This is a genomic window from Bacillus sp. S14(2024) (genome assembly GCF_050473785.1).
GTDB classification, from domain to species: domain Bacteria; phylum Bacillota; class Bacilli; order Bacillales; family Bacillaceae_G; genus Bacillus_A; species Bacillus_A yunxiaonensis.
In genome coordinates, this window is sequence record NZ_JBFLUP010000006.1 from 2962452 (window position 1) to 2982217 (window position 19766).

16 protein-coding genes, 1 pseudogene and 1 riboswitch are annotated in these 19766 nt (G+C 33.6%); of the genes and pseudogenes, 4 read left to right on the forward strand and 13 right to left on the reverse strand.

Annotated elements, in window-relative coordinates; all coding sequences use genetic code 11:
- The first annotated feature begins 61 nt into the window (after positions 1 to 61).
- Positions 62 to 1066: a CobW family GTP-binding protein gene (locus AB1279_RS15255; protein WP_429759681.1), complete on the forward strand. Its 1005-nt coding sequence runs from the start codon at positions 62 to 64 to the stop codon at positions 1064 to 1066.
- Between the two features lie 165 nt (positions 1067 to 1231).
- The gene (locus AB1279_RS15260; RefSeq protein ID WP_429759683.1) at positions 1232 to 2167 is read left to right on the forward strand and encodes a metal ABC transporter substrate-binding protein; all 936 of its coding nucleotides are present in this window, start codon (positions 1232 to 1234) and stop codon (positions 2165 to 2167) included.
- 466 nt (positions 2168 to 2633) lie between these two features.
- Here AB1279_RS15260 and AB1279_RS15265 read toward each other — a convergent pair whose 3' ends face one another.
- From AB1279_RS15265 to AB1279_RS15285, 5 genes are all read right to left on the reverse strand, one after another.
- Positions 2634 to 3434, reverse strand: a complete 801-nt coding sequence (locus AB1279_RS15265) for an ABC transporter permease (RefSeq protein ID WP_429759685.1) — start codon at positions 3432 to 3434, stop codon at positions 2634 to 2636.
- 5 nt (positions 3435 to 3439) lie between these two features.
- Positions 3440 to 4210, reverse strand: a complete 771-nt coding sequence (locus AB1279_RS15270) for an ABC transporter permease (RefSeq protein ID WP_429759687.1) — start codon at positions 4208 to 4210, stop codon at positions 3440 to 3442.
- Positions 4203 to 5231, reverse strand: coding sequence for an ABC transporter ATP-binding protein (locus AB1279_RS15275; RefSeq protein WP_429759689.1), 1029 nt, complete (start codon positions 5229 to 5231; stop codon positions 4203 to 4205). Before AB1279_RS15275 ends, AB1279_RS15270 begins: the two co-directional genes overlap by 8 nt.
- Positions 5232 to 6095: 864 nt before the next feature.
- Positions 6096 to 7124: a DUF4179 domain-containing protein gene (locus tag AB1279_RS15280; protein WP_429759691.1), complete on the reverse strand. Its 1029-nt coding sequence runs from the start codon at positions 7122 to 7124 to the stop codon at positions 6096 to 6098.
- Positions 7109 to 7684 (reverse strand): RNA polymerase sigma factor, encoded by a 576-nt coding sequence (locus AB1279_RS15285; RefSeq protein ID WP_429750554.1) that lies wholly within the window; start codon positions 7682 to 7684, stop codon positions 7109 to 7111. Before AB1279_RS15285 ends, AB1279_RS15280 begins: the two co-directional genes overlap by 16 nt.
- 401 nt (positions 7685 to 8085) lie before the next feature.
- Here AB1279_RS15285 and AB1279_RS15290 point away from each other — a divergent pair, with 401 nt between their 5' ends.
- A complete protein-coding gene (locus tag AB1279_RS15290) occupies positions 8086 to 8883 on the forward strand; it encodes a hypothetical protein (protein ID WP_429759693.1) in 798 nt (265 codons plus the stop codon).
- A 327-nt stretch (positions 8884 to 9210) separates the two neighbouring features.
- Here AB1279_RS15290 and AB1279_RS15295 read toward each other — a convergent pair whose 3' ends face one another.
- Together AB1279_RS15295 and mgtA are read right to left on the reverse strand one after the other, a co-directional pair.
- A complete protein-coding gene (locus AB1279_RS15295; protein ID WP_429759694.1) occupies positions 9211 to 9609 on the reverse strand; it encodes a hypothetical protein in 399 nt (132 codons plus the stop codon).
- A gap of 68 nt (positions 9610 to 9677) precedes the next feature.
- A complete protein-coding gene (gene mgtA / locus AB1279_RS15300; protein ID WP_429761432.1) occupies positions 9678 to 12377 on the reverse strand; it encodes a magnesium-translocating P-type ATPase in 2700 nt (899 codons plus the stop codon).
- A gap of 369 nt (positions 12378 to 12746) precedes the next feature.
- A riboswitch (M-box (ykoK) riboswitch) is annotated at positions 12747 to 12912 on the reverse strand.
- 650 nt (positions 12913 to 13562) lie between these two features.
- Here mgtA and AB1279_RS15305 point away from each other — a divergent pair.
- Entirely contained in the window at positions 13563 to 14930 is a 1368-nt protein-coding gene (locus tag AB1279_RS15305) for an Nramp family divalent metal transporter (RefSeq protein WP_429759696.1), read from the forward strand.
- A 241-nt stretch (positions 14931 to 15171) separates the two neighbouring features.
- Here AB1279_RS15305 and AB1279_RS15310 read toward each other — a convergent pair whose 3' ends face one another.
- From AB1279_RS15310 to AB1279_RS15335, 6 genes and pseudogenes are all read right to left on the reverse strand, one after another.
- Positions 15172 to 15810, reverse strand: coding sequence for a hypothetical protein (locus AB1279_RS15310; protein ID WP_429759698.1), 639 nt, complete (start codon positions 15808 to 15810; stop codon positions 15172 to 15174).
- 181 nt (positions 15811 to 15991) lie between these two features.
- Positions 15992 to 16534 (reverse strand): DUF1003 domain-containing protein, encoded by a 543-nt coding sequence (locus tag AB1279_RS15315; protein WP_336484284.1) that lies wholly within the window; start codon positions 16532 to 16534, stop codon positions 15992 to 15994.
- Positions 16535 to 16868: 334 nt separating this feature from the next.
- Positions 16869 to 17057 carry a hypothetical protein gene (locus tag AB1279_RS15320; protein WP_429750563.1) on the reverse strand — a complete coding sequence of 63 codons (189 nt, stop codon included), beginning with the start codon at positions 17055 to 17057 and terminating at the stop codon, positions 16869 to 16871.
- 176 nt (positions 17058 to 17233) lie between these two features.
- A complete protein-coding gene (locus AB1279_RS15325) occupies positions 17234 to 17620 on the reverse strand; it encodes a YidH family protein (protein ID WP_429759700.1) in 387 nt (128 codons plus the stop codon).
- Between the two features lie 19 nt (positions 17621 to 17639).
- A pseudogene (locus tag AB1279_RS15330) lies at positions 17640 to 17777 on the reverse strand (hypothetical protein); the annotation flags it as partial.
- 528 nt (positions 17778 to 18305) lie between these two features.
- Complete coding sequence (locus tag AB1279_RS15335) at positions 18306 to 19703, reverse strand: amino acid permease (protein ID WP_429759702.1); 1398 nt, start codon at positions 19701 to 19703, stop codon at positions 18306 to 18308.
- Positions 19704 to 19766 lie beyond the last annotated feature (63 nt).

The following is a 19766-nucleotide window of genomic DNA, read 5'->3' on the forward strand; positions in this document are numbered from 1 at the left end:
ATATTTGTTATACTTTAAATCGTAATCATTACGTTTTAACCCCGATATTAGGAGGAGAAATATGAAAAATATACCCGTTTATATCATCTCAGGTTTTTTGGGAAGCGGAAAAACAACACTATTAACTCATATTCTAGAGTACTGTAAAACCAAGAACATGAAACCTGCCATTGTACTAAACGAACTAGGGAAAGTTAACGTTGAGACACATTTATTTGGAGATAGTCACGTATTCGAGCTATTAAATGGATGTATTTGTTGTACGATTCAAGAAGACTTAAAGACAACATTGACTTCCCTTTTAGATTCACATGTTAAAAGCCCTATAGATGTTCTATTCATTGAGGGAACAGGTGTTGCTAATCCATTAGAAATTGTAGAAGCTATAGCTAGCCCACCTCTTGTTCATTTGTTTGATGTTCAATCTATTATTAGTGTTGTTAATGCAAGTAGTTATTTAGATGAGCAAAGTATTTTTTCATTTAAATCTATTCGTGAGTTACTTAAGAATCAGATTACAGGCGCCACTGTGGTCGTGCTAAATAAAGTAGACTTAGTAAATCAAAAGCAATTACAGAAAGTTCAAATGAAACTTGCGAAGGTTATAGATGCAAATACACAGGTGATGGAAGCTTCTTATGGAAGTGTAGATGTAGAAGAATTATTACAAAAGCGAGCAAATACTATTGTATATTCATCGCATCTTTCTACATGTAGTCACAATCATCCTGAGCAAGATTATCACACCTGTGACCATGATCATACACATCATAATGAACATCACAATGGAATTAAAACTATTACAATCCAGGATGTACCTCCAATATCTAAAGGGCAATTTAAAAAATGGTTCACTTCTTTACCAGCAGGTATAGTGAGAGGCAAAGGATATATAGCATTAAAAGAAAGAGAAGGTGTTTATCCATTTCAATATAGTTCCAACCAATTGTACATTAGTAAATTCCCTCAAGAGCAAACTATGAAACCTTGCATAGTTTTAATTGGACGAGATGTAGATATTACTGACGTTCAAAACACCTATACGTCTCAATTTTCTTTACAATAAGTGAATTTTGAGATTGATAGAAAATGAAAAAAGCGCTCCCCTACCCTTTGATTGGAAAGAATCATATGAGTATGGATAATTGAAGAATAAAAGGTGATATTACCCTTTTTATAAATCGTAATAGTTATTATTTATATTAAATTTCAAAAGGAGAATGAGTACATCATGAAAAAATGGAAATATGGTGCATTAATAACCGCTTTGGCCCTTTCGACCGCTATTGCAGGCTGTTCTAAACAAAATGAGGCAAAAAGCAATACAAAACAAGACAAGTCTCTTAAGGTCGTAACAACATTTTACCCTATGTACGACTTTACTAAAAATGTGGTTGGCTCCAATGGAACAGTAGATGTGTTAATTCCTGCGGGGACAGAACCACACGATTTTGAACCCACTCCAAAAGATATTGCTAAAATTGAAAGTGCCGATGTGTTTGTATACAACAGTGACTCCATGGAAACATGGGTACCTAAAGTACTAAAAAGCCTTGATAATAAAAACATAAAAGTAGTAGATGCAAGTAAGGGTATTTCACTTATGGAAGGAACTGCTGAAGAAGATACGGAACAAAAACACCCGATGGATCCTCATGTATGGTTAGATCCAGTGTTAGCCCAAAAAGAAGTAGAAAATATTAAGCAAGCAGTTATAGAAGCAGATCAAACTCATAAACAAGACTATGAAAAAAATACAGATCAATTTACTGCAAAGCTAAAAGATTTAGATAATGAATTTAGAACAACTCTTGGTAATGCAAAACGTAAAGAATTCGTGACGCAACATGCGGCATTTGGATACTTAGCAAAAGAATACGGTCTTACTCAAATTCCAATTGCTGGACTTGCTCCTGACCAAGAACCAAGTCCAGCGAAGTTGGCGGAACTTCAAAAGTATGTGAAGGACAACAATATTAAGGTCATTTATTTTGAGGAAATTGCTTCTCCAAAAATAGCAAAAACCCTTGCGGATGAAACAGGGGCAAAAACAGTTGTATTAAGCCCAATTGAAGGAATTACGAAAGAAGAACAAGACAAGGGAATTGACTATATTAGCTATATGAAAAAGAATTTGGATGCACTAAAACAATCTGTTATGCAATAGCAATGGTAGTGCGTTTTACAATCATGTAAAACGCACTTTTTGTACTTGTACCTAAAGAAAAAAGGTGTATTTCGTCAACTACCTATCAATGATATGTAACGCTTTTTCTGAAGAACTAATAACTTGTACATAAAATAGAAGAAACTTATCCAAAGAATAAAATTTAAAATAAGCAAAATATCCTATGTTTTTTTATAATCATATGTTTGCAAACACTACACATCATATTATTAATATGATAACAATGTAATACACCCCTATAAGAATTTATTTTAAAAGACCTATTTCCATAACTGCCAGCATCTCTTTCCTCGTAAGAATGGCAGCAAATTCCTCATGCAAGTTAGCCAGTAAATTTCTTCTGCACTATAGTAAATATCATTTGGTCCTTTCATTTCAAATACTGCATTATCTATTTCATATAAATTTATATTCTCTCTTCTAACACATTCAAATTCTATTAAAATTAACTTCCTGTACTCGTAAATACACTTAATCCATATTTCCAGAAACGATATGCAATGAAACATAGTATTATGGCAACGAATGGTGTGCACACAGAAATCCATTTATACCCCTTATCAAAGAAAAATGCAGCTGGATAAAAAGATGTAAAACTGTAAGGAATAATAAATGTTAAAATAAATGCTATAACTTTATTATAAATCGTAATCGGATACCGCGAAAAATCACTTAAACTGAATACTGCTGATACAACAGGAATACTATCTGTCATCCAAAAGGAAAACGTAATAAAAAACAGATTTAATGCAACAAAAATAAACCCACTGGATATAATCATGACAAGCAGCATTAATACATTTCCTACTGTCATAGCGATATCTAGATGACTAATGGAATAATAAAGAACAACTCCCCCTATTATAAGTTGGCCAAATCCATCCTGTTGAACGCGCTCTGCTACAATTTGGAACAGTGGGTTAATAGGACGAATAAGCAAACGGTCTAAATTTCCTGTCCGAATGTATTGCCATCCAATCGTCCACAAGTTATCAAAGAAAATATGATGAATTGCCCTTCCCGCAAAGGCAATGCCATAGATTAAAAGGATTTGATAGAAATTCCACCCCTTTAAAGTTTCAATATGATCAAATACCACTTTTATGAAAAAAATAGATGCAAATTGTTGAATGAAAACAGACGAAATCCCTATAAGAAAGTCTACTTTATACTCCATCATAACTTTTAAATGCTGTTTAAAATAGACAGTGTACAAAAATGCGTACCGTTTAAAAGTGTGTAACACGTTACTCACCCCCCAAATATTGTGATTTTCCGAATTGCGAGAGCCCATAAGAATCGGGCAAGAACTGCAATGAGAATGAACCATATAAATTGTGTCGCAATGGCTATGTAAGCCGCAGAACCTGAAATAGCACCTGTATAAATAGAAACTGGTATATAGACCATAGACTGAAATGGTAAGAATATACTAATCTCTTGAAACCAGTGTGGATAAAGCGATAATGGGACGAGTGCACCAGAACAGAACTGAATAATAGAGTCTCGCAGAAGGCGCAGCCCCCATACGTTAACGGTCCAGAATGCTAATATACCAATAATAAGGTCTAATTGCGTCCCGATTAAAACACCTAATATTACACTGATGATAAATAATCCAAAAGACTCTAATGATTGTGGTAGTTCTATCCCTATAAACCAAATGGAAAACAGTAACATGGGAAACGTTGTCCGAATAGAATTAGAAACTTTTTGTCCTATATCCATAGCTACCAGTTTGTCTAACAAATGGTACGGCTTCATAAGTTCCAGTGCTATGTCACCTTGTTTAATCATTCTAGCTAAATTGTCTCCAACCCCTGATACATATTGTTCCAATAATAAAGCAATCACCATATAAGTTAGCATATTAGTTAGTGAAAGTGCTCCAACAGTCTGTTTATTCTCGTAAACAGCAGTCCAAAAATAATACAACGTACATAATTTAACAATAATCGCAAATGTACCTGCCCAATACCATGCTGCATAAGAAGTATCTAGCTTTATCTGCACTTTAAGCATTTCCCAATATTTCCTCAAGGGATTCCTCACCTCCATGCTGATAAAGATCTTTAATAATCGTCTCTAATTTAGGATTTGAAATAGTCAAGTCTGATATTTTATTGTGTCTTGCGAGTTCTGAAAGCACAAACTCAGATGAAACAGTCTTTGTGTGAAAACTTAGCTCTACGTGAGATGAATTTTCTGCTTCACTCTTATGTATCACGATATCATTTTGTAATGATACAGGAATTTCAAACATTGTGTGCTCTTCTAATTCTAAAGATAGGATGCGGTTATAAGAAAAACGATCTTTAAGATCTTGTAAGTCCCCATCATACATAATAGACCCTTTATCAATAATAATAATCCGCTGGCAAAGCTCTTCTATATCCTGCATATCATGTGTAGTTAATACAACTGTTGCACCCAGTTTCTTATTCATTTCCTTAATAAAACTACGTATTTTCACCTTTACATCAATATCTAGACCAATTGTAGGTTCATCTAGGAACACAACAGAAGGTTGATGAAGAAAGGCAGCAGCCAACTCACAACGCATTTTTTGTCCGAGTGATAACTGTCGAACAGGTAATGGCATTAAAGTCCCTAAATCCAATACATCCTCAAATAAATGCATCATTTCCTGATATTTTGTTTCTGGAATCTCATAAACATGTTTTAATAGTTCAAAAGACTCTCGCACCGGTATATCCCAAGCAAGTTGTGTACGTTGGCCAAAAACGGCTCCAATATTTTTGGCATTTTCCTGTCGGTTTTTGTATGGAATAATTCCATTCACCTTAATTTCGCCAGTATCTGGAGTTAAGATTCCACACAACATCTTAATAGTAGTTGACTTCCCAGCACCATTGAATCCGATATATCCGACCATTTCTCCTTTTTCAACAGAAAAAGAAATTGGTTTTACGGCTTGCTTATCATAATATTTACGTTTTATTAAAGCTTTTATTGCACCCATTAAACCTGGCTTTCGCTCTAAAATCTTATAGCTCTTCGTAACATTCTTTACTTCAATCATTTATAAATCCCCACTTCCCCTTTTACAAATATCAGCCGTTATACAGCTAAAGTATTATAGCAATCAAATAAATTCCTTCATCCTACTACACCTGCCTCCTATAAAATAAAGATTTATTGTAGATTATAAACTAACATCCTCTTTTTACGAAAACGTTTGCATAAATGGAAACTAGTATAATTTTACAGGAGCATTTAAATATTATCAATAAAATTAAGCAAGGTATTCATTACACAACGAGCTAATAATGATGAAGTTGGCACTGGAACTCGGAGATGTGCTAAAAATAAAATAAAATTTGAAGAAAGTCTACAAACAGTACTTGTGTGAGAAATTAAAGAGGTATTGTGGTTAAACGTTTCAATTGAAAAGATTTTATATGCAACCATTTGCAAAACTGGTCCAACGAGACAGGTAATTATTCTTACATACTTATGTAGAAACAAAAATGTACAGGCAAATAAGTGTATATTTTATAAGACAAGAGATTTTAACTTTGCATATCAATAACACTGATTACAAATAGCTATGTGTAAATTCCTATATGATACATAAAGTTATATCCCTTTCCTCAAACTAGCTTAGAGATTAGTTAAAAACAGAGCTTAAGCAGTTAACAGTTGTTGGAAAGAGTTTAGCTTTAGTTAAACTAGAACAAGACTTTGGTAACTATAAGATTTCAGAAACGATTCCTATGTTTAAGGAATCAAATCAATGGAAATTGATATTCGGTCAGAGATTAACTAGTGATTCTATTCCTATAGGTACAAATGTACAGGAAATTAAATAAGTAGAATTGGCTAATTGTTGCTAAAACACAAGGGACTGCCTCTGTACAAAAGGCAGTCCTTTCAAATGATTATGTTACTTCTCTAATTCAATAATAATGTCTTTTAATACCATATTCTCTTCACCTCTTAAAATAACACGCGGAGTTATAATGAGTTTTGTGGCATTCTGATTAATTTTTTGAAACGTTTTACTCAAACTCATATAAGCCCCTTCCCCTTTTCCTCCATTTCCTGCACCTGAATAACTATTCCCTAAGTCATCTTTAATTGTTAAATCAACGTATACTTCATCCCATGTATTTCTTACTTTCTCGGAAATTTCGTGGTTGTAATAAATAGTAAATGACATTGGTGATATAGATAATTTCTCAATAGACACTTTTACTCCATCTTTTTCTACACTACTATGAATCAATTTCGATTTGCTTTCTGTTGCCTTTTGAGTAATTTCAAAGTTCCAATTCCCTTTTATTTCTTTTTGCTTATCTGGAATCTTAATACTGTTTATTTCCCATTTTATGTTTACAATATCTTCTTCATTCGCTTCCAGGTTACTAGCAGTTAATAACCCTACATATTTATGTTCGTCTACTTTCTTAATTCCATTGGTTCCGCCTAAGGCTGTGCCCCCTTTTATTTTTAGAGAATCAGAAGTAAACGGGTTTTCACCTAAATCTTGATTACTTTCAATAGAATAGGTTAGAGATACTGTCTTTCCATCATAAATTGCATCATGTATCGTGAATTTGACCCCATTACTTTCTTGAATAAGATTGATTTCATTCGAGTATTGCTTATAATCTCGATGAACCCCAGTTCCTTCCTCCTTATTCGTTTTAACTTCATCATGAAGTTCAGTTCCTCCCTTATCCAAAAATCTAAAGATATCTCCTATTACAGGAATACTTCCAGCAGAAGCTGGGAACGTTAATCCAAGCGTTGTAGCTATTAAACCAACTATGATGGAGGCTATTGCTACATTTTGTTTCCATTTTTTCATTTTTTTCTTCTTACTATGTAAAAGATTCTCGATATTCACATATTGAGGAAATGAAGTTCCATTTACTTTTTCACGAAATGCCTTCTTTATTTCTCGATCCATACACTCACCTCCGTATCACGGTCTAAAAAAATGTTATGAGCTAAATGATCTTTCAGCTTTTCTTTTGCTTTATAAAGACGAGATTTTATCGTTCCTTCTTTCACATCCAATACTTCCGAAATTTCCAAGATGGATAAATCTTGATAATAAAAAAGAATAATAACGATTTGATGTTTAATAGACAATTGTTGCACAGCATCTAGAATCATCTGTGATTCTTCTTTTATGAGACAATTATGTTCTGGTGTTTTGCCATCTTTTATACGAAACCATGTTTCAGGTTGTAAAAGAGAAAAACGTTTTTTCCGTTTTTGTTTTAATGTTGTATGAATTAAAACTTGATGAAACCACGTTTTAAACGAGGCAACCTCTTCATTAAAACGATGAATAGATTTATATGTTTGTATCAGCGATTCTTGTACTGCATCCTCCGCTAACCCCTTATCATCTAATATGAGATAAGATGTTTGATATGCTCTTTGTATATAGGGCTGCAACAATTGATTAAATGCCTCATTATCTCCTTGTTTTACTTGTTGAATTAACTGTTGCTCATCCAAAGTCTCCCCTCCTTATTTTTCATTCTATATACTTATTACCATCAAATCTGAAAAAAGTTCACTTTCTTACGAATATTTACATATTTTTTCTTCCGTTGCTCGCTCTATCACACGTCACTTTATAAGTATTATGAGAAAAAGATAAATTTACGTATTTCTTACTAAGGCTATGTTAAAGAATGAAATTGCCCTTATTCTTTAACGACTGAGCCAAGTTAGTTGAATAATTGATTTCTAGATTCATCCATAATACCCAAATCAATGTTAGGGAATAATAATCTTTGACAACATTCTAAAGAGGATATTTTGAAATGAAAATACCGCTAATAATCTTACTCTCATTAGGATTTTTAAATTCTTCTACACTTGTTTTCGCTAACGAGAATCAGAAGGAAAATCTAATGAAAATTGTTACGGAGTTTATACCGTCAAATTCGCTACTTGTAAGCCCTGAAAATCCTTTTTCTGCAAAGCCAATTCAACTCTACGACTTCAACCAGGATGGGCAGAAAGAAATAATCGTTACTTTTCAAATTAAAGCAAAAGAACAACCTTCTCAGTTTGGAGTAATGATTTTGAAGAGAGAAAATAATAATTGGCAAAAAATTTGGGATACAAAAACTCAAGGTGTGGGTTTGGAGTTTTCAGGCTTAGCTGATATTACTGGTGATGGTATAAAAGAATATTTATTTGGTGTTACGATTGGTGCAGCAGCAGGAAATAAACTTGAAGTTTTCCAATGGAATAATAACTCATTCAAAAAGATTGCAGATGTTCCTTATCATAAGATGGATATTTTGTACGGAAATCAACAGATAGGTTTAGTAGTTTGGCAGTGGTATATTGCTGATAGCTACCTTGTAGATGTATTAAAATGGAACGGTAAAAATTTGGCTTATAATGAAGAATTATATTCCCAATACTACCCGGCCATTGAAAAATTTTATAACGATAAAATTTCAGAAATGGATGCCTGGTTTTATTGGTATTGTCTTGCGGATGCTCAAATAAAAGCAAATGTATTGGAAGAAGCCTCTAAATCCATTCAAAAAGGGCGTTCATTAGCAAAGCAATTATCGATGCCAGATGTGGTTCAAAATTTTAACGAATTAACTGCTAGACTTGAAGAAAAGAAAAAAGACTTTTCCTATGTAAAAAGTCGATTAGCGTACAAAATTTCGACAGGATCCTTTCAATAGTTTTAAGCTTCTTTTTTATATTAAATCCCCTTTTCTTCGCAAACACTACACATCACATCGCTCTCGAGATGTGTGTAGTAATCACAAAATATTTACCACATTAGAAAACTTATTATATCTTTGCTATCGTCTTCTTATCTTGCTGCAAGCAAAAAAAGAAGGAACAGCTAAGCTGCTCCTTCTTTTTTTCTTATCGTACTTGTAATTCAGCAATCATATTTTCCACCTCCAATTTCCATGCATAGGGAAAGGAGGATTATAGAAGTAAGCCTCCTCCTTTTATCTCATATGAACTTTGTAACAAGTATTATTTTACAAGAATGATTATTATTTATTTTTTTGTTGTAACCATGTTTTTATTTCTAACAAGATTAGAGATATATTGTTAGAAAGATAGGTCGTTTCTTCAAATATTTCATTCATTACTTCTTCATATCTTTTTGCGTTAATGAAAAAACGTTTTGTTTTGTCTTCTTCTGGTTCTTTTCGAGTCTGAATCCAATATGCATTTGCTTCAAATTCTTTTATATTTTGGGCTACTTTTCGCTTTAATTCAGATGAAAAACGTTTATATTTCTCGTATAATTCACATGCATAATCAAAATGCTCTCTCTTTATTTGACCTTTTTGATTGAGGTAAGTAAAGAGTTCTTTCTTTGATAATGGGAGCTTCGTTTCGCCATTAATGATACAAATATGCAATAAGAGGGCATGTTCAAAGTGCATATTTCTCACCTTCTTTCTGATAAATTCACGTTAAATCAATCAGATTTACATGTTCAGAAAAGAAGATGTTATAACCAACTATGAAATTTCTTGATATATAACTGCTTAAGAAATTGAGTCAATACGGCATATCCTGCTAAAATTCCTACCAGCCATGGGAAATAGCTAAGTGGAAGTGGTTGTAAACCTACAGCAGCTCCCAGCGGAGAAAATGGAACGTAAATACCAATCCCCATAATGAGTACTGTTAATAATAGAACTGGAATTGAAGCCGTACTTTGAATGAACGGAATCTTTTGTGTACGAATCATATGCACAATCAATGTTTGCGTAAGTAGTCCTACTACAAACCAACCGGATTGGAACAAGGATTGTTTTGCAATTGTATTGGCACCAAACACATTCCACATCACAATAAATGTTGTAATATCAAAGATTGAACTAATAGGACCAATACAGATAATAAAATTACGCAAATTTGAAGTGTCCCATTTTCTAGGCTTCTCTAAGAATTCCTTGTCCATCTTATCCCATGGAATAGAAAGTTGAGATAAGTCATATAACAAGTTTTGAATTAATAAGTGAATAGCCAACATCGGAAGAAATGGAATAAACGCACTCGCTACTAACACGCTAAATACATTTCCAAAGTTAGAACTTGCTGTCATTTTAATATATTTTAAAATATTCCCGAATGTTGTACGCCCTTCAATAATCCCTTTTTCCAGTACATCTAAGCTTTTTTCAAGTAAGATAATATCCGATGATTCTTTCGCAATATCTGTTGCTGTATCAACAGATATACCTACATCGGCATCGCGCAGTGCAACCGCATCATTAATACCGTCACCCATGTAACCTACAGTATGACCATTTGCTTGTAATGCTTTAATGACACGCGACTTTTGCATTGGATTTAATTTCGCAAATACAGTTGTTCTTTCTGCTAATTGTGCTAATGCCTTTTCAGGTAAATCATCAATCTCATAACCAAGTACAGGCTCTCCTATATCCAATCCTACTTCTTTACATACTTTACGCGTTACAATTTCATTGTCACCAGTTAAAATCTTAACTTGTACACCTTGTTTTTGTAATGTTTGAATTGCAGATGCTGCGGATGGTTTTGGAGGATCTAAAAATCCAATATATCCTGCAAGAATCATATCTGATTCATCCTGAATAGAATAAGCTTTCTCGTTATTAGGTGCTTCAAACTTATAAGCCACTGCAATTACGCGCATGCCGTCTTCATTTAATTGTTCACTCAAATACTTAATTTTGCTCATTGCTTCTTTCGTAAGAGGAAGTATTTCATCATTAATATCTGTTTGTGTACAAATAGATAAAATTTCTTCTACTGCCCCCTTACAAACCATTAAGTTCATATTGCTTGCATCTTTAACAACGACAGACATACGACGTCGAGCAAAATCAAATGGAATCTCATCTACTTTATGAAATTCTGTTGTATCTAATTGATATTTTTCTTCTGTATGGTTAATAACTGCCTTATCGATAAGGTTCTTTAATCCTGTTTGATAAAAACTATTTAGATAGGCAAGTTGTAATACACTTTTACATTGGTTTCCTGTTGGATCAAGATGACGGACTAATACGACTTTATCTTCAGTCAATGTTCCTGTTTTGTCTGTACAAAGAACATCCATTGCTCCAAGATTTTGAATCGAATTTAACTGTTTCACAATTACTTTCTTTTTAGACATCTTCACGGCACCTCTAGCTAAGTTTGCCGTTACAATCATCGGAAGCATTTCTGGTGTCAGTCCTACAGCAACTGCAATTGCAAAGAAGAACGCTTCATTCCAATTACCTTTTGAAATCCCGTTAATGAAAAACACAATAGGAGTCATGATAAGCATAAATTTAATTAAAAGCCAACTTACTTTATTAACTCCCTTATCAAAGCTTGTTTCTGGACGCTTTCCAACTACACTCTTTGCTAATGAACCAAAGTAACTATTTGCACCTGTTGATACAACCACAGCAGTTGCAGTACCACTTACGATATTTGTTCCCATAAAACATAAATTTTCCATTTCAAGTGGGTCACCATTTCTTTTGGTATTAATGTTGGAATTTTGATAATTTTCATGTTTTTCAACAGGCAAGGCTTCCCCAGTTAGAGCAGATTGGTTTACAAACAAATCTTTAGCAGAAAGAATGCGAACATCAGCTGGAACAATATCACCAGCAGAAAGTTTGATAATGTCACCAGGTACAAGATCTTCAATAGGAAGCTCCAGTGTTTGGTTGTTATTTATATCAACTTCTTTATCCGTGTTATTTGTGAATTCTTTTGTTCTCGAAACCGTAGCCGTCGTACGCACCATCGCTTTTAATTTTTCTGCTGCCTGCTGAGAACGGAATTCTTGTAAAAAACGGATCGTAGCACTTAAGATAACCATTACAGTTACAACAATTGTCCCCTTCATATCATCAGTCAAGAAGGATAAGACTCCTAAAGCCAATAATACGAAAATAAATGGGTTTTTAAACGAAAGAAGTAATTGAACATACCATGCTGGTGGCTTTTCATGTACCACTTCATTTCTTCCGTGTGTATCAATGCGTCTTTCAGCTTCTTTTTCAGAAATTCCGTTTGGAGTTGTGTCTAAAAAAGCTAATGCTGATTGAACATCTCTTGCAGCGACTTCCACTAATATTTCATTGTTTTGCTTCATCACTTCTTGATTATGAGAAGTTTGTTTGTTTCGTTTTGATGTACCTTTATTTGTTTGATGCATGTCCACTTTGACATCTTCAATTTGTTTTTTTGCACGTAACATTGGTAGTTTCCTCCTTTATATGTGTAGGAGGAAATTCGTTGTTTCTCGACTATCTACTTTTTTAGAGAGGGAGGAACAAGTCGTTTCCTACCTACATGATGAAATATAAATGTAAAACATATGGGTATCGGGCTTGGGTCTCCAAATGACATCGTTCCCCACCTCCTTATCCGAATCAATTATCTTGAATATACTATGTAAAGTGTAAAAGAAAGGTGCATCATTACAATAAAAAAACCTTTACTCCTCAACGAGTAAAGGTTTCAATACATCATTAAACACAGCCTAATAAAACTACTTATTTTAAGCAGTTTTTATCAGTCATAATCGTACCTCTCCCTCGTTGAGCTTTAGCACTGTATAGCATAGGTTCAAACCAGCTACATTAAAAAAGACCTTCATTCCGACCTTTCCTGTTGACCCATTGGCGTCTCTCGACATTTTTGGGCAGTAGCGTCTCTCTATACAGGAGCCTCACCTAACAGAGACATATTCAATTTCCATTTACAATCATACGCCTTCTAAAAATAAGAATCAATACTTTTCGCAAAATTTAAATTTGATATATATTTCAGTCACCTATCACGAATTGAAGGAATGAATTTTTCACTCAATTTTAACTTATATAGAAGTTTTGTATTATCGGTCATGAGGAAAGCACAATTCTCGTTATTTTAAATGGATTGTGATTATTAAAAGGAAATTCATTAAATGGGTTCCCATTAGGAACCCGTTTTTTGTATTTGTCTCTTAATTTAACAGGGATGGATGTACTACCACCTCCTCATCAAATCAAGGAGAATTCGTGTTTCAACTTTTGAGTCATACGAGATAGATATACCTCAACAGCATATACTAATTGAGCCCCTCTCAAACTTCCTATGTTGTCTGTTAATAAGTACATATGTTTCATAACAAAAGTAAACATATTTATATTCACCTATCTTCTCCCTTTTGCATAAAATTGAATCACATATCATATTTTACACTAGACTAAAAAAGTTGGTCTAGGTAAAAATTGAAAGTAGAACACCATTTTTTTTGACTACAGGAAACAATCAAACCATATTTTAGGTTTTCAAATAAAAAAATACCATATTGTATTTCACAAACTAAAACAAGTTAAAAGGGGGAGGATATGTTATGGATGAATTAGAAACAGTCAAAGTGCAAAATGCGGTTGCTGTGTCGCACCAGGAAGGGTGGCGCCAACAAAACAGCGATCCTAGTTTACGAGAAGTGCACAAAAGTATGAGGATACCGAAGAAAGGGAATGCCCTTCGAAAGCTCCTTGCATTTATGGGGCCAGGTTATCTTGTTGCAGTAGGGTACATGGATCCTGGAAACTGGGCTACATCGATAGCTGGAGGATCTGCTTATAACTATACGTTATTATCTGTCATTTTAATTTCTAACTTTATGGCTATTATTTTGCAGGCACTATCTGCAAAGTTGGGGATTGTAACAGGAAGGGACTTAGCGCAAGCATGTCGGGATCATTATAGTAAGCCTGTATCGTTTGCTTTATGGGTGTTATGTGAATTGGCTATTGCAGCTTGTGATTTAGCGGAAGTAATAGGTTCCGCTATCGCATTAAATCTTTTATTTCACATTCCTCTTGTATGGGGTGTATGCATTACTTCATTTGATATCTTACTTGTACTATTATTGCAAAATAAAGGATTTCGCTATATTGAAGTTATTGTCATTAGTTTAATTGTAACAATTTCCGTTTGTTTTGGTGTGGAACTTTTTATGTCGCAACCACAAATGAGTGAGATTGCAAAAGGCTTTGTTCCAAGTAAAGAGATTATTCAAAATCCACAAATGCTGTTTATTGCACTTGGAATTTTAGGAGCTACGGTTATGCCACATAATTTGTATTTACATTCTTCTATCGTACAAACGAGAAATTATGAAGAAACGCCTAAAGGAAAACGAGAAGCGATTAAGTTTTCAGTGATTGACTCTACTATCGCATTAATGTTGGCTTTATTTGTTAATGCATCAATTTTAATATTAGCAGCGTCTGCTTTTCATAAAACAGGACATACCGAAGTAGCAGAAATCCAAGATGCTTATCAATTGTTAAATCCGATTCTTGGAAGCGGGATTGCGAGCGTATTATTTGCAGTTGCTTTATTAGCCTCAGGACAAAATTCTACGTTAACAGGAACTTTAGCTGGGCAAATTGTAATGGAAGGTTTTTTAAATATTCGTTTACGACCATGGATTCGCCGCTTAATTACGCGTTTAATTGCAATTATACCTGCGGTAATTGTGACCTTGATATATGGAGAAAAAGGAACCACGGATCTTTTAGTATTAAGCCAGGTTATCCTATCTCTTCAACTTTCATTTGCCGTTATTCCACTTGTTATGTTTACTAGTGACAAAAAGAAAATGGGTGAATTTACAAACTCACTTTGGACCAAAGTGATCGCTTGGTTCATTGCCATTATTATCGCTGTTTTAAATGCTTATCTACTCTATACTACATTTTCAGGATAAGAGTAATCTACACTACTGAAATAGAAGAAGTCCCTTCGAAAATAAGGGACTTCTTCTATTTTCAATCTTCTTTATTAAAATGAAACGAAAAACCAACTACCATAATTAAAAACTTCCTGTTTGACCAGAAGGTTTTATAACAACTTTTTTACAATACCAGAAACACCTTGGTTACATAAGTCCCGATATAGTAGGTTCATCACTACATACTATATCGGGACTTATATTCATTTACAAAAGACTAAGCAACATAAATTTCAATTCGTTCTTTTCCTTTTCCAATATTTTTTCTTTTTAAGGTGATCTCTCCAATTTCTCCCGTTTTCTTTAAATGAGTTCCGCCGCAGGCAACTTTGGCAAATCCACTGATTTCCCATGTCCGACGCTCATTTTCTTCATCGCTAAAGCTACTAATGATATCATAGTTTGCTTGCACCAACCTATTTGCTTCTTTTTGTAAAAGTGGAAAGTATGTAGATATATTTTCATCCATTTCAAAGTCGATGCGTGATTTATCCTGTGCAATATGTGCACCAATCTTATATACGTCTCCAATCCGTTTATATACGAGTTCTAAAATGATTTCTGCTGCAAAATGTAGTCGCATCAATCTGTATCTTCTATCCCAATCTATTTTCATTGTAATGATATCGTTCACACACACCGCATGTCCCTCTTCTACTGTGTAAATGATATCCTTATCTTGCTTTCTTGCTTGTAAGACATGATATGCTCCAATTGTTCCTGTATCACTTTCTTGTCCTCCTGAAAAGGCATAGAATATAGTTTGTTCAACAGTTAAATCAGCCCCGTCTACACTCGTAATTCGAGTTTGTAACTCAGTCAGATAAGGATTGTCCCAAAACACTTTCTTTGTCATTTTGATATCCCCTTTCCAAGTCAATATGTAATCTCCCTAAAATGTTTGTTATAGCGTAACATATGCATTGTATACTAAACAATATAAAGTGAACCTTCCATCAAATAATATAAAAAAAGCTAATCATCTATTTATATTCTGTAAATAGATGATTAGCTTTTGATTTATAAAAGCAATATATTTATTTTGTCTTTAATTGTTTCAATAAATCTTTAATTTCATTTAATTCACCTTCTATACGGTGAAGATGACTTTGCATATCATCAATTTCTTGCTCTGCTTTATAATTAATCGCAAAGTCAATAACAGATTCATGTTTGTCACGTGCAGCTTGACGGTTTTGGCTCATCATAATAACAGGGGCTTGAAATGCTGCTATAAACGATAAACATAAGTTCAACAAAATGAATGGCGGAGCATCGAAGTGTGCTCCTTTTGTGATAGACAAGCTATTCCAAATAATCCAGACACCAAGAAAACATGCAAACCAGATAATGAATCGCCAGCTACCTCCAAACTGTGCAATTTTATCAGCTAGTCGGTCTGCCCACTTTGTTCGTTGTGTATATGCACTATCAAGTTGATGAAGGATTTCTGATTCATATCGATCTACAAGTCGGTCAATACGTGTTAAGCTTTCTTGGTTTAAGTCAATATCAAAACCTTGGATTTTCGAAGCTTCTTCTTTTTGTCCTTTAATTTGATTCCAGATTTTTTGTACCATTGTACAAACCTCCTCACTTATTGAGGAGTCATCTTTCTGAAATTCACATGAAGCAGAAACTATTCTTACGCAGTAATCCGCTTCGGATATTCAGTTGTATGACTGCCTCTGATGTCGATCTTATATCTGGCTCTCCTATGCTAGGATTACTCATAAAACAGTTCCACCTCACCTTTTTTTAAAATCCTTTCTCATTATATGCTATCTCGTCTCTTCTGACTATGCGTTTATTGTAAACTATATTTTAATTATCTTACATTTTCACATAAGGAACATCCATATAAACAACAGTTTATGAATATACCCTAAATCATTCATTTCCATCATGCTTTTTTTAAGTTACCTTGTTATTTAGTAAATGAAACATACGTTGATGGTGATCTGTTATTAGACTATTTAACTTTTCTACATGATTATGGTTGAGATGTTTCCCTAATTTCCAAGGCACTTTTTCTTTATATTGTTGATCTCCTGTAAAATCTGCCTGATTTTGTTCTTTAAGTGGAATATTACCTTCGTTCATTATTTACTCTCCTTTATACTTAAAATGGATAAATATTGACAAGGTATTCATATAATTCCTTTTTATAGCTTATTACATTCTCATTCGAATGATAAATTTCCTTTTGTATATTCTATACATTTGAAGTTTACATAACCTACCATTATCAGTAGTAAAACTTTATATTTTGATTTTGTTTATACCAGCAACATAAAATAAAATGCAATAATTATAATAGTTACCATAACTAATACAGATACCCATATAATCAATGCTCTAGGGGCTCGAAATGTTTGAGAATTAATCCCTTTTCGTTTATCAAGATAATTGATTGTTGCAAAAATAATAATTATCACTCCCAACAAAATTGAACCTAATCCAATTCCAGTAGCAAATTCATTATATAATGGTGTAAGTTCTCCACGAATGGCATGATGTAGATTCGCCACGAGAAAACCTAGACCACAAATTGCAATAGCGGTACGTATCCAAGCTAAATATGTTCTTTCATTTGCTAAATGTTGTTGAATATATTTAGAATCTATGGTTTCCGATAACTTTACTTTTGTATTAGACTGCTTCATCAAAGGTTTCCCCAATCAATCAGAGTTTTATGAACAGACAACATATCTTTTTACGTCTGTACCATACAATAAACGATCTTTCAATGATACAAACAATAATAGATACTAATTGCGCAATCCGTATATAAGAAGTTAACATCAAACTATCTAAATACAATTTACACTGTAAATTAGTGATTTAAACCATAATAAGAAAAAAACAAGGTAAGCACCATTTTATTTTTCAAATAGCGCTTTCCTTGCTTTTTTCCCATATCAAAGTTGTTACCTGAAATTTGATCTACATCTCTAGAAAAACCTCAGATATCTATATTTGACGTAATTCATATTCATCACAACTTACATTTAAGAAACTCTATGATTTTTTGAATTATGTCTTCGTTGCTCTGATAGTATGTCCATCGATCATTTCTTACAGATTCTAACAATTCAACTTTTTGCATCATAAAAAGATATTAGGAAATGGTTGATTAAGAACGGTTTTCTTGTTCTTGAGTTTGAATATAATAATATCTCCTATAAAACAAATTAAATATTCTCAATCCCCTTCTAATAATTGAATATCTAATACCCTCTTGAATATTCAAAATTATTCTATTTAGTGAATTGCTATCAATCAACATTTAAACAAAACAATTAAAAGTAAAAATTGATTCAAACTACTCATATTAACAAAGACTTACAATTATTTTTTATCTCTAGCCAAATTACTTTTATTTTTTCCGTATAACGTATAAATAACTAGTCCAATCAACATCCAAACTACAAAACGAATCCAAGTAATTTCAGGAAGACTAACAATAAGATACAATGAAAAACAAATTCCGATTAATGGGATAAAAGGAACTAAAGGCGTCTTAAATTTCCTTTCTAAGTCCGGTCGTTTTTTTCTTAACACAATGATAGATGAACAAATTAGAACAAACGCCGATAACGTACCAATATTAACCAATTCAGCCACTTCGCTTATAGGAGTAAAACCCGATATAATCGCTGTAATAACCCCAATTATCACAGTCGGACGATGAGGTGTTTTGTATCTAGGATGCACTTTTGTAAACCATTTTGGTAATAATCCATCTCGACTCATTGCAAACCAAATTCGTGAACCTGCAAGTGTGAACGAAAATAAAACAGAAAGTATGCCTGTAATAGCTGCAGCAGAAATAAATAAAGTAATCCATTTTAATCCTGCATCACTAAAAATCTTAGCTACTGGTGCAGCATTATTCAATGTATAATATGGTGCCATCCCTGTAATCACTAAAGACATTCCAATATACAGACATAATGCAATAATTAACGATATAACTACAGCTCTTGGTAAATCACGTTGTGGATTTTTTGCTTCTTCTGCTGCTGTAGTTAATGTGTCATAACCAAATACAGCAAAAAATACAAGAGCAGCACCACTCATTACACCCTTGAATCCAAAAGGCATAAAAGGATGCCAATTAGTAGAATCAATATAGAAACTCCCTACAGCAATTACTACTAAAATAATACTTAACTTAATGATAACCATAAGGGTATTGAATTTAGATCCCCATTCCATGCCTAATGTCAATAAACCGGCAATCGCAAGACTTATTATCATTGCAATTAAATCTACTCTATGCCCCGCACCTGTACCTGGAGCTCCTTGAGCCCAAACAGGAATATGAATTCCAATTTGTTGAAGTAGTTCTTGCATATAACCAGACCATCCAATAGCAACTACTCCAACTACTAAAATATACTCAAGTAAAAGATCCCATCCAATTAACCAAGCTACCCCTTCCCCCAGTACAGCATAGCTGTAGGTATATGCACTTCCAGCAACAGGGATGAGTCCAGCAAATTCCGCATAACATAATGCAGCCGCTGCACTAGCTAATCCTGCAATGATAAAAGATAAAATAACTGCAGGTCCAGCGTGTTTAGAAGCTGCTACCCCCGTTAACACAAAAATACCTACTCCAATAATACCACCTAAACCAATTGCAGTAAGTTGCCACAACCCTAGAACTCGATTCAATCCATTACTTTTTCGACCTTCTTCTTGTAAGTGGTCTATAGACTTTTTTCTAATAAATGCATTCACTTCATGTCCCCCTACTATGATGTCTAAAAACAAAATAAACTAATTAGAATTTTAATTATTTTA